The organism is Clostridium sp. OM05-5BH (genome assembly GCF_003481505.1).
In the GTDB taxonomy this organism is placed as follows: Bacteria; Bacillota; Clostridia; order Lachnospirales; family Lachnospiraceae; genus Otoolea; species Otoolea fessa.
On the sequence record NZ_QULJ01000002.1, the window covers coordinates 324810 to 336391 of the forward strand.

Annotated in this window: 10 protein-coding genes; all 10 read left to right on the top strand. The window is 49.7% G+C overall.

Going from position 1 to position 11582, the window contains the following annotated elements; translation table 11 throughout:
- Positions 1-331: 331 nt before the first annotated feature.
- The 10 genes from DXB70_RS03990 (at position 332) to DXB70_RS04035 (ending at position 11129) form a co-directional block, all read left to right on the top strand.
- On the top strand, positions 332-862 hold the full coding sequence (locus tag DXB70_RS03990; protein WP_118672693.1) for a type II secretion system protein: 531 nt from the start codon (positions 332-334) through the stop codon (positions 860-862).
- 118 nt (positions 863-980) lie between these two features.
- Complete coding sequence (locus tag DXB70_RS03995) at positions 981-1757, top strand: A24 family peptidase (RefSeq protein WP_118672694.1); 777 nt, start codon at positions 981-983, stop codon at positions 1755-1757.
- A gap of 13 nt (positions 1758-1770) precedes the next feature.
- Positions 1771-2022, top strand: a complete 252-nt coding sequence (locus DXB70_RS04000) for a hypothetical protein (RefSeq protein WP_118672695.1) — start codon at positions 1771-1773, stop codon at positions 2020-2022.
- 48 nt (positions 2023-2070) lie between these two features.
- Positions 2071-2832, top strand: coding sequence for a pilus assembly protein PilM (locus tag DXB70_RS04005; RefSeq protein WP_118672696.1), 762 nt, complete (start codon positions 2071-2073; stop codon positions 2830-2832).
- A gap of 12 nt (positions 2833-2844) precedes the next feature.
- Entirely contained in the window at positions 2845-3471 is a 627-nt protein-coding gene (locus DXB70_RS04010) for a hypothetical protein (protein ID WP_107000045.1), read from the top strand.
- Positions 3468-4163 carry a hypothetical protein gene (locus DXB70_RS04015; protein WP_118672697.1) on the top strand — a complete coding sequence of 232 codons (696 nt, stop codon included), beginning with the start codon at positions 3468-3470 and terminating at the stop codon, positions 4161-4163. Before DXB70_RS04010 ends, DXB70_RS04015 begins: the two co-directional genes overlap by 4 nt.
- A gap of 3 nt (positions 4164-4166) precedes the next feature.
- Positions 4167-5030, top strand: a complete 864-nt coding sequence (locus DXB70_RS04020) for a hypothetical protein (RefSeq protein WP_118672698.1) — start codon at positions 4167-4169, stop codon at positions 5028-5030.
- A complete protein-coding gene (locus DXB70_RS04025; protein ID WP_147354037.1) occupies positions 5020-5445 on the top strand; it encodes a hypothetical protein in 426 nt (141 codons plus the stop codon). The genes DXB70_RS04020 and DXB70_RS04025 overlap by 11 nt, the downstream gene beginning before the upstream one ends.
- An 11-nt stretch (positions 5446-5456) precedes the next feature.
- On the top strand, positions 5457-6128 hold the full coding sequence (locus tag DXB70_RS04030; protein ID WP_117795685.1) for a type II secretion system protein: 672 nt from the start codon (positions 5457-5459) through the stop codon (positions 6126-6128).
- An 81-nt stretch (positions 6129-6209) separates the two neighbouring features.
- Positions 6210-11129, top strand: a complete 4920-nt coding sequence (locus DXB70_RS04035) for a prepilin-type N-terminal cleavage/methylation domain-containing protein (protein ID WP_118672700.1) — start codon at positions 6210-6212, stop codon at positions 11127-11129.
- The last annotated feature ends 453 nt before the right edge of the window (positions 11130-11582 follow it).

Sequence of the window (11582 nt, forward strand, 5' to 3'; positions counted from 1 at the left end):
CGCCTGCCAAAGCTTTCATTTGTGGTGGCACACCTGACTGCCAGGCACATGAAGGTTTAGAAGTAACTGTTCACAGGTAGGAATTTTCTGAACTGAAAATTCCGTACGATACAGTTCTGGCAGCAGATTTTGCCGATTTGGAATGCGCAGCATCGGCAAAATCCCGTTGCTGGGCACACGTGTGTGAACAGTAACGTTTAGAATGCAAGTGATGTTCACATCAGAAATCTTTCAGGATTGAAAAATCTATTGTCAGATACATAAGCGTGACCTGCAACGAACGAATCAAAACAAAGTCAGCAGGTCATTTTGATAAAAAGTGGGTGAGCAAATGAAAAAGAACCAACACGGTTTTACACTGGCAGAGCTGCTGGTGGTGATAGCGATCGTAGGGATCCTGGCGGCGATCAGTATTCCGATTTTTACGGCACAGCGGAAAAAAGCGGTCATCGCAGCCAATCAGGCGAATGTCCGTGCGGCGAAGGCGGCGGCCGTGGCAATGCTGTATGGAAGCAAGGAAAGCCTGGAACGCTACGAGAACCAGCCGCAGAAGCAATACCGCTATTACCGATACAATGTAAAAGAGGGAAAGATTGTCTGTCAGGCAGAGGGAGAGAACGCACGCATTGAGGATGCACAGGGAAATAAAAAGGGGGTAAATGACCTGGGGCAGGAATACCGGAAGACGGCGATGGAAGCCAAGACACCGTGTACAGATATTCTGGTTTACATCGGAAATCCGGCGGCTAATCCATATGCGAATACGTCTCCGCTTCAGACCGCTCCTTTCTATGAGGGAAATGAAGTTGGGGGAACCAGCCAGAATCCATTTGGTCCAAAGCCGGGATTTGGCGCCAAATAAAAGAAATGAAATTGGGCGTTTTAAGATAAAGATAGCGTTTTACATATCTTGGAAGATATAAAATATTGGGGATTTACAAACAGACAGAACATGGATACGGACAGGAGATATTCCATCAATGCTGCATCAAACCACATTTTTAACGATTTACATTTTGACGATTACTTTTATTCTGGGCTGTGCGCTCGGAAGTTTTACTGACTGTCTGGCAGGGCGGATGTTAAACGGAACGTCCGTTTTGAAAGGGAGATCCCACTGTGATGTCTGCGGTCATGTGCTGGGAGTGCTGGATTTGGTACCGCTTTTTTCACGGCTGTGCCTGCGGGGCAGGTGCCGTTATTGCGGGGCGAAGATCCCGGCGGAGGCATTCTGGACGGAACTTGTCTCAGGAATTGCATGCTGCCTGATTATGTACCGGTACGATGTCTCGGTGCTGGCACTGCGGGGAATTCTGCTCTGGATGGTGCTTTTATGTCTGACACTCACAGATCTGCACGCGTGGATCATACCGGACCGGCTTCAGATAGCCGGAATCCTGATCTTTTTCGGCACGGCGCTGGGCTTACCGGAACCGGGAAGACAGATGCTGCGGGGAGTTCTGACCGGTGCCGGACTGTCTGTCAGTATGCTGGCACTTTCCCTGCTGTTTGACCGCCTGACCGGAAAAGAAAGCTTGGGGGGCGGCGATGTAAAACTTTTTTTTGTGACAGGACTGTATATGCGTTCCGCCTGGGAGGTATTATTTTTCCTGATTCTCAGCTGTGTGCTGGGAATTGCAGGTTCTGTCATCGGTCGGAGGGAAAAAATTCCGTTCGGACCGGCGATTGCGGCGGCATGTTTTTGTATGCTGCTGTATGGAGATATATGGACACAATGGTATACAGGGCTCTTTTAAAGGGAGTGCAGAGATGAAGAATTGTTTAGGAATTGAGATTGGACATTACCGTATCAAGATTGCATATGCGGAAAAAGGCGAGCTTCGCGAATTTATCAGCGAGCGGGTCGAGGGGATCGACCGGAACGATATGCGTCAATATGCGGATTTAATAAAGGATTTGCTGAAGGAGTATGCGATCCGCTGCCGGAACGTCGTGTTTGTCATCCGGCAGGAGGATGTGTATGTGCGGCGCTTTGAGCTGCCGCTGATGACGGAGGAATAGCTCCGGCTGAATCTTCCATATGAGTTCCATGATTATATCGGAAACGAGATGGATAAGTACGTCTTTGATTATGCGATGATCTATGCGGATCAGGAAAAAATGGATTTGATTGGTGCGGCGTGTACGAAAGAGCTGTCGCAGCAATTTGAAAAACTGGCCAAGATGGCACACTTGAAATTGGTCGGTCTGGTTCCGGCCGTGCTGGGACTGGAATGGATTCTGGAATATGCAGAAGAGAGAATGGCGGATGAGAAGAAGGCTTTGGAGACAAAGCTGAATGCAGAACCTCATAAAAAGGAAGAAAAAGAGAACGCAGAGGGGGCAGAAAAATCGGAAACTGTGAAAGACTATGCGATTCTCGATCTGGGAACCCAAGCATTGCGGATCCATTTCTTTCGCCATGGGATCTATGATATTACCCGTACCATGGAGCCGGGCTGTGAGGAGATCGAGCAGATCCGTTTGGGAGATAAGAACAAGATGCAGGAACTGGGAATTGAGGTGGAGGAAGAAAACCGCGAGGAGACCGACAAAGAAAAGATGGCGGCTGTGCTGGAGGAGCAGTACCGGACCCGCGCCGTTCAGGTCATGCGAGTTTTGAACTTTTATAGCTTCAACAATGTGAATAATACGATCGACAGCCTCTATTATTGCGGCGGAGGCGCACGATACGGGAAATTGATTGATGCGCTGAAAGAAACGCTGGATCTGCCGGTGCGGAGTGTGGCGGAGCTTCTGCCGGAGGTCTCTTTGGATGAGGAAGACGAGTGGATCGACAGCCCACAGGCATACGGTGTATTACTTGCATAAGGAGGAAGAGCGGTGGCTGATTTAAAATCAATCGCGAATATGCAGATTGGCGGTCCGAAGTATCCGAAAAAACGGCGCATCAATCTGTATCAGAAGCAGACTAAAAAAGGGAAAATAGCGGCGGAGCTGGGCGCGTTTGCCGTTTTTATGGTTTTTGTCTACGGATTTTCGAGATTTGGCGTAATGCTTCCCCTGCAGGAGGCAGACCGGGCAGAGGCGGTTTATGCGGCGACAGAGAAGGAGCTTCGTACATTGGAGAAATCCAACGAGGTGTACGGTGAGGTCCTGGCAGAGTACGCGCATTATGGAAATGGGTATCTGAATGAGGAAGAGAGTAAGCTTCCGGACCGCCGGATGATGCTGGATTCCCTGAAATCACAGATTTTCCCGCTGACGGCAGTTTCGAGTGTTTCGATCACCTCGGATCAGATGTCATTGGAAGGAACCATTCCCAATGGTACACTCTTTTCGCAGCTGGTCCGTGATGCACAGGCGGATCCGAATGCGCGCTATGTGACCGCTTCGCTGGAGGAAACAGTGAAGAAAGATGGCGAAGAGAGAGCTCTGGCATCCTTGAAGCAGGTGGGAGTGTCAATGGCTGTATTTTTTAACGAACCAGAAGAGGGCAAAGAAAAATGAATTCGTTAGGGAAATATGTATTAACAAAAACACAGAAAATAGTGCTGCTGGTTGTAGTCTTTGCCCTGATCGCGGGCGGCTACTATGCCGGATTTTACCTGCCGGTGCAGAGGCGGATTGAGGCGGCGGACACGGCGGAGCTGGATGCCCAGATTCAGCTGGAGCAGATGAAAGCGATGCAGATCCGGCAGATGGAGGAAGAGATCGAGGAAAACAAGACATCGAATGCGCCGATGGTTCCGGCCTACAATCATTTCAAGACGGAGACGGAGGAGCTGAACCGTATTTTTGCGAATGCGTATGATTTTACTTTCCAGTATTCAGAGCCGCAGGTGGACGGAATGGAGATCCGCCGCGCGATGAATATTTCTTTTACGGCGGATTCGTTTGATCACGCTGTTTCGATGCTTCATGAGGTAGTGGAAGGACCATACCGCTGCCTGATCGAGGATCTGAGCATTCAAGATGATGAAGATCTGGAAGATGAAGAGTTAAAGGATATCCGCATCCACCCGGTAGCAGTGACGTTCCAGCTGACCTATTTTGAGACCCGATACGATGCGGAATCAGAAGAAGGTCTGGATCTGGAACCGGAGGAAACGCAGGCACCGTCGGGACTGGCGAATGCGGATGTGTCGAACCTGCAGCGTTCGAACCTTGAGACAGCGGCAGAGGCGGCGCTGGGAGAATAAAGCATGAAAAAAGCAGAGAACAGTGAAAAACACCCGGAAATCTGGAAGCGGGTTTTCAGATGTATGAAAAATCAGGATGGCGCCAGCTTGATGGCGGCGCTCCTGTTTTTTGTGTTTTGCGGGGTAGGCGCGTCGATCATTCTGGCGTCCGCCTCTGCATCGGCTGGTAAGATCCGGAATCTTCCGGGAGAAGATCAGAAGCGGTATGCGGTGGACTCGGCGGCGGTATTTCTGCGGGATGAACTGCAGAAGACGGAGAATATAGTCAAGATCAAGGAAGTGATCGTGCATGACAGCCGGGAAGACGAGGAAAACGATGAGGATGATTTTTACTGCTACTACGTCGGCAGCCGGAAAAACACGGATAATGAGGCGTCGTGGCAGAAGTTCTATGGAACGGATTCGGGTTTGTCAAGCCCAGAGAGTGGGAATAGCGCGATTCTCGATTCACTGATCGTGGATATTTATAGAAATAATGAGTATCGGAAGCTGGCAGACGGGGACGATGCGTCGGAGGAAGAAATGGCGTACAAAGATTTTACCCTGTCAGTGAAGAAAGACGGAACGAGCGGGGACACGATTGACCCGTTAAAGACCAGTGTACGTCTGTGGATGGCGGATGATTATAAAATCAAGGCGGTTATCTCAGATACAGTAACGGCGGATGACAGGAAGGAAGAGCGGTGCGAGAAACGGCTGGAGCTGGAAGCAGCACATAGCTCCGAGCATAAGACGGTCACAGTACGGGGCGATGACGACGAATCGGACGACGACGATTCCTACACGATCACGACGACGACCATCATTACGACGATCCGCTGGCAGAACGGAACAATAGAGAAGGAGCTGCTGCAGAATGATAAGTAGAATGAAATGGGCAGCTGGAAGAAAGCTGCGTGCCAATACGGGCGAGACACTGACAGAGGTACTGATATCGGTTCTTGTGATTGCACTGGGAATGACGATGTTTCTGAGTGCATTTCTGGCGTCCGGCAGGATGCTGCGGCAGGGCGAAGAGCAGATGGCGAGCTATTATGACAGCCGCAATCAGCTGGAGAACAACCGGACAGCGAAACAGGCGTCGGGCAGATATGTTCTGGAGCTGGAGGCATCTGGAACCGGCGGCATGAAGAAAAGCCTGGCGTCAAAGGCCTACCAGACAGGCACACAGACGAATTACCGGACGGGACAGTATCCCATCGTGCTGTATGTGAGCCAGGCTGATTCGGATGCAGAAGAGGAAGAGGTAAACTTACAAGAGCTGCTTTACAGATACCGATAGAGGAGACAGAGATGGGACAGGAGAGATGTGAATGCCGCAGATGCAGAAATAGGCATTGCAGGCAGCAGAAACAGACGGCATCCAAGGGTCACCGGAAGCTCTTTTCAGTATGTCAGAAAAAACTCCGGTCACAGAACGGTATGACGCTGACGGAGCTTCTGGCGGCGATTGTGATTCTCGGTATGATCGGCACGGTGCTTGGAGGCGGCGTGATGATGGTAAAAAATGTTTACCAGAGGACGCAGGAACAGGCAGATGCAGAGCAGGCGCTGTCGCTCACGGCGCAGCTGATGACCGATGAATTTGCGAATGCGCTGGAAGTGAAAAATTCTGCCGGGACTTCCGCAACAGGAGAATTGGTAACACCTCTTTTGCGGAGTGGAAACAGCCACCTGTGGCTGCACTTCAGTGCGACAGACTGGTCTGGCACGGGCATTGAAAAATGGTATGGGGATTATACTTACGATGATGCGTATAATAAGATATCTTTGCTGACGCAGGCGGCGATTTCGGATGAATACTATACGGCATTTGACGGCTATACCTATTCGGAGGAGACAGCATGCTTTACGGTTCAAAATCTGGCGATCTACCGGAAAAAAGATACGATGGGAACTTCCCGGAAAGCGGTGGTAAAGCCGATTAACCTGACCGTGCGTGCAGTCAACCTGGATCAGAAATAAAATAAAAACTAACTGTTCAGCAGGTCTGCGCGTGACTGTGAAGGTACTGAACAGTTACAATAAAAAGAGGAACGAGGACAGATGGAGCAGAAGAGACAGAACAAACAGAAGAGAAGGGCGGCGTTTACACTGGCGGAATTTTTGACGGTGATTGCGATTGTCGGTATTCTTGCCAGTCTTTCTTTTGTTGCGGTGATTCATTACCAAAGAAAGCTCCGCCGTCTGGAGATGGATCAGACGGCGAAGGAGATCTTTCTGGCGGCGCAGAATCATCTGACACTGGAGGTCTCCAGTGGGACGATTCCGCGTCTGCTCCATATGGAGGCACAGGGGGAATTTTCAGACGATCAAAAGCAGGCAAAGCTGGGAATTTCGGTAGATAATACAGTGCTGGCGGAGGAGAAAGAGGGAAATATCTACGGGGTTCTCTATGTGCCGGAAAAACAGGCAGGGCAGCCTGAATCGGAACAAGAAGAGTCTGGCGGTGAGATGGCGCTGGCATCTGCGAATGTGACCGAGGAGATCCGGCAACGCCTTCTTCCGTTTGGATCGATTGATGAGACCGTCCGTGGAGACGGGAGCTATCTTATTTTCTATGATCCGGAGGCAGGACTGGTCCGCGAGGTGTGGTATTCGGATCATTATCAGTTTGTGCAGACGGATATCGGAAGCGAGGCACTTCTGGCGGCGGCGTCTGATGCCGGAAAACGGGAGCGGTTTACGGGAGCTAACTCCAATTATAAGGATCAGAAACTGCCGATCGGATATTACGCATCAGGAAATCTGGAAGTCCCGGAACTGCCGGTGGAGGAATTCGAGGTGCCGACAGTGAAACTGGTGAATGATGATATTTTATATGCAAAAATCGAGGATCCGAATAAAAATGAACATTCACTGAGTCTGTTTGTAAAGGGAGAAAAGAGCGGTACAACCGGATACATCGAGATCAATCCCCAGGGAACCAGCCCTTCGGCGCGTGTGGCGAAGGTGTCCGGAGCTTCGGGCAATTCGGATGGAACGTATCAGGTCATTCTGGATGACATAGCGGCGCCAGCCGGCACGGGCACAAGTACAGGATTCAAATTTATGGATTTCAACCAGCCGGCACAGACGGATATGACATTTCAGCAGGATGAAAGAGGTTTTGCCTCCTTTATTCCGGGCGAAAATATCTTTGTGTACGCGCAGGTTTTCAACAATGAAGCGCTTTCGCAGGTTAAGACGAGCAATATAGAATCCGGCAGCAGCCTCTTTGCATCGATCAGTACGGACCGAAGCGCGGAGATTGGCAGCTTCCGCCATCTGGAAAATCTGGATGAGCGGGTTTCAGGCTGGGATCCGGATCAGCTGTACACTGGGGCGGTGACTACATCCAAAACGGTTACGGCGATGCAGAATAGTGATCTGACCTGGAAAGCGGGAGAAAACATTGCGGACGAGAGCGGTTACTGCGGACATGTGGCGAAGCTGCATACGGCATTTGGCTCGAATTTTTTGAATCAGAATGCGGAAACCATCTCGATTGCCTACCGGGTGACGGATCAAACGAATGCAGATCGGACAAACCCGACGGCACAGACATATACCACGGAGGCGGGAAGCTATCTTCCGCTTAGCCTGCCGTATCCACTGGATTATCAGGGAAATACATACCGGATTGATGGTCTGCAGGTGGGAAAAACGACGGCAAGTTCAATCACAGCAGTAGATGGGACGGGCGGACTGTTTGGAACGGTAACGCAGGATATGAGTGTTAAAAATCTGCTGATCTGCCAGCCGGTGGTCCGGACGAAGGCGAGTGCAGGTGCTCTGATCGGTGCGGTGACGCCGGGAACGGATTCCCGGGGAACTACGAATCGGGCAACGGTGAAAATTAAAAATGTGCAGATTGAATATCCGCAGGTGCAGGCAGAGCAGACCGGCGCTTCTGCCGGTGCGTTGGTGGGCACATTTGAGGGCGTCACTCTGACCGTCCAGGATGCGCTGGCGGAGAACCATTTCCGTGATAAGCTGGGAAGCAGCACAGAAAAAGCGGCAGATCTGAAGCAGGAGGAAGAAAGCAAATACCGGATCCGCGCTTTAAAGGGAACGGCGGGCGGCCTGATCGGCACGGCAAAGGGAAAAATTTCCCTGACCGACAGCGCAGCGGCACTCTATGTGGAAGGTATGTATGCCGGCGGTCTGGTCGGAACTGCTGAGAAAGCAGCAGCTGCAGCCGCCGCAAGCGGTTCCACGGTGCAGATTCAGAGCTGTTATGTCGGCGGTCATACAGCAAACAAGAAGTTTGATACCTCCCAAAAACCAGGGAATGGGGCAAACGCCAATACAGCCTTTGAGAATCTTACCGGACGTTATAACGTAGCGGCATATACCGGCGGATTTGCAGGGGGTCTCGCCGCACAGCTTCCGGCAGACAGTCAGATAGCGAATACATATGTGTCGGCGTCGGTGTATTCGCCGACGGCTGAGGAAAAATCGGATGAAACGGAAGGTGGAAGCGGTACGGCGGCGGATGAAACAGAGGATCCGGCGATGAAAGCACCTGCGTTTGTTGCGTTCTATGATTATGCAAGTAGAACGGATGGAATACTTCCATCGGAGACGAGTGGTACGGGGACGAACAAAAAATCAGTTTATCCGGGGTGCTATGTGTGCAGTAAGGTGAATGAGAAGTATGTGCTTGCATATGACGAGGCTCTTGCAAGTCTGTTTGGTGTAAAGGATCCGAATGCAGATAGCAGTGAGGAAGAAAATAAAGATACGGAGGAAAAGCGGAATACATATCCGTATGATCCGGAATTAAAGAAGGCAGAAATACCGATTTATCCGATGCCGACGATCCAGAAAGTAGCGGAAAAACTTGCTGCGCAGGACGCTTCAAAGGGATTTTCCTGGTTTCTGAATAACCATGTCGGGGACTGGGACAAGGGCGAGAACGAAGAGGCGCTGCATACTGGAAACAGGCTGTATATCAATTATGTCTCTCCGTCTCCGCTTGAAGAAAATCAGAGAATACATCTGATATTTTCGATTACCGGCGAATTGAGCGGTAAAACGATGTGGTATGTTCTCCAAGTCAATACTGGTGATTTGCAGGAAAATACTCTGAGAACGGGATCGAAATTTTGCTTTGTAGATACGAAAGAGAAAGCTGCCAGCTGTGCAGAAAATGAGGCAAATGGCAGTTGGACGAGCTTTGCTGCAGAAAACAGGGTAAATCGTTTTGAAATAGGCATAACGGAAGAGAAAAAGTTGAAATTGCGTTTCTATCTGGATGATTTATCACGTGAGGGTGGAAATTTCTGTAGTCTGGGTACCTGGGGAGGTTATCAGCCGGGCGGTTACATAAATGGAGAAAATGTTATCGTAAAATTGAGCGAGGATGGCTATCCGCCGACAGAAAATACAAAGCTCTCATACAAGTTCAACAGCTGCTTTGCCGATGTAATTGAACGAAATGGTGATGGAACGGATACCTATACGGTTAAGGTCGCCAATGGACGTCATCTGCAGAATCTGAATTTCTGCGGAGAAGGCTATGGTGGTTTAAAGATCACACGGGTCATTCAGACCGATAATATTCTCTGGCAGGAGGATGATTCGATTACCTCACAGACGGAAGCGTATTGTAAAGAGGTGAAAGATGCATACGGAAAGATGACGATCTACAGTCCGGGAAATTCCAAGTATGAAGGTGGAAGTTTCTGGCCGATTAACAACCCGGATATTATCTCTTATGATGCGGAGGTGGATGAGAAAGAAAAAGCAAAACTGGATGAATGTTATACGATTGCAGGCTTAAAGATAACTCCTGTTGCCTGGAATGGTGCGGCTTTATTTCAGAAGACGGATCATCTGACGATATCAAACTTGAATCTGAAGGATCCGGACATTTCCTGTCAGGGGCAGAATACAGCAGGGCTAGTGGCACAGGCAGGTACTTCGGCGGACAGCTATCTAACGATTAAAAATATCCATATATATGGAGAAAAGTCCCGGATTTCTGGAACTATGGCAACAGGCGCGGTGGTTGGAAGCACGAATAATGGCAGTCTGACACTCGAACATGTAGTTGTAGATGCACCGACGCTGCAAATAAGCGGAGGAAAAACCGGAGGCTTGATCGGGGAGGCAAAAGTAAGTGATTTAGTGATGAATCACGTATATGTTTCAGGAAAAAATGTACGGATACAGGGAACTGATGATAGCGGAGGTCTGGTCGGCTTTGCCGAGAGCTCTGGTCAGATGAAGCTGGAAAACAGTTTCTTCTCTGGGTATGTGGATACAACTGAAACCGCTGGAGGTTTGTATGGATATCTGAAAAACAACCAGAATGGCGGAACTGCCGGGAAAGAATTCAGCATTGAAAACAGTTATGTCGGCGGACGGAACCGCTCTTACGGTTATACGGAAAGTGGTGCGGAAGTGCTGTCAGATAGAAGAAATGTGTCAGGCGGCTGGTGTGCCGGAGGTCTGGTGGGATGGATGGATGGTCCGATTTCGGTAATACGGAGTTTCAGTGCAGCGGATGTGTGTGGAATGAATCCATATAATGCCATCGCAGGTGGTTTATTTGGAAAATATGATTCTGCAAAACTGGTTCTTTCGAACTGCTATACAACAGGAAGTGTGAAAGCGGCTGGAACCTCAATGTTCCTTGGACATTATATTGGTCAGTTGAACGATACCTGGTGGCAGGGCGCGCAGCTGGAAGCTGGCAGTCTTTCGGTCCCGGAAGAATGCTGGTATCTGCCGAAGTTAAGCGAAGCAATCATCGGCGTACCTTATGTAGACAGCAACTCTGTAAAGGACAGCTATTTCAGTATTACCAGGACAGGTGCCGCTGACCTGTCGTCCAAAACAGGCACCAATGGCGTTGATCAGACGATCGCAATAGATGATTCTCTGCAAGGAAAAGCATATCCATATCCAATTTGGACGATCTATGAACCAACAGCTTGGCAGACTGGCACACGCCTGTATGTGGGCGACTGGGATTAGGAAATTAAGAAAAATTAGAAAACGATTGAAAACTGGAAACAGGCGCTATTCCATATACCGGGCGGAACCATCAAATTTTTGCCCGACAGGCAGGATAGCGCTTGTTTTTATCTCAGTCGAGAAGACTCCCACCTCTTCAGGCGGTGAGTAATAGCAAATTTGTCTCAGTGGGAGTTGGGTCTCCGACTGAGATAACCGCTCCGCGAGGATGCGCAGTGATTCTGCACAGAATAAGTGTTTTACTTGCATATAGGAATTTTCTGAACTGAAAATTCCGTACGATACAGCTCTGGCAGCAGATTTTGCCGATTTGGAATGCGAAGCATCGGCAAAATCCCGTTGCTGAGAACAGTATAAGTGAACAGCAACGAATATGTCAGCTTCGCTGACCAGAATCACGCGCCAAGTCTCACGGACGTTCGACTTGAAAAAAATGCCGGATGGGCAATCAGC

Coding starts and splice junctions, on each gene's coding strand:
- DXB70_RS03990 (WP_118672693.1), top strand. CDS start 332: ATGAAAAAGAACCAACACGGTTTTACACTGGCAGAGCTGCTGGTGGTG.
- DXB70_RS03995 (WP_118672694.1), top strand. CDS start 981: ATGCTGCATCAAACCACATTTTTAACGATTTACATTTTGACGATTACT.
- DXB70_RS04000 (WP_118672695.1), top strand. CDS start 1,771: ATGAAGAATTGTTTAGGAATTGAGATTGGACATTACCGTATCAAGATT.
- DXB70_RS04005 (WP_118672696.1), top strand. CDS start 2,071: ATGGATAAGTACGTCTTTGATTATGCGATGATCTATGCGGATCAGGAA.
- DXB70_RS04015 (WP_118672697.1), top strand. CDS start 3,468: ATGAATTCGTTAGGGAAATATGTATTAACAAAAACACAGAAAATAGTG.
- DXB70_RS04020 (WP_118672698.1), top strand. CDS start 4,167: ATGAAAAAAGCAGAGAACAGTGAAAAACACCCGGAAATCTGGAAGCGG.
- DXB70_RS04025 (WP_147354037.1), top strand. CDS start 5,020: ATGATAAGTAGAATGAAATGGGCAGCTGGAAGAAAGCTGCGTGCCAAT.
- DXB70_RS04030 (WP_117795685.1), top strand. CDS start 5,457: ATGGGACAGGAGAGATGTGAATGCCGCAGATGCAGAAATAGGCATTGC.
- DXB70_RS04035 (WP_118672700.1), top strand. CDS start 6,210: ATGGAGCAGAAGAGACAGAACAAACAGAAGAGAAGGGCGGCGTTTACA.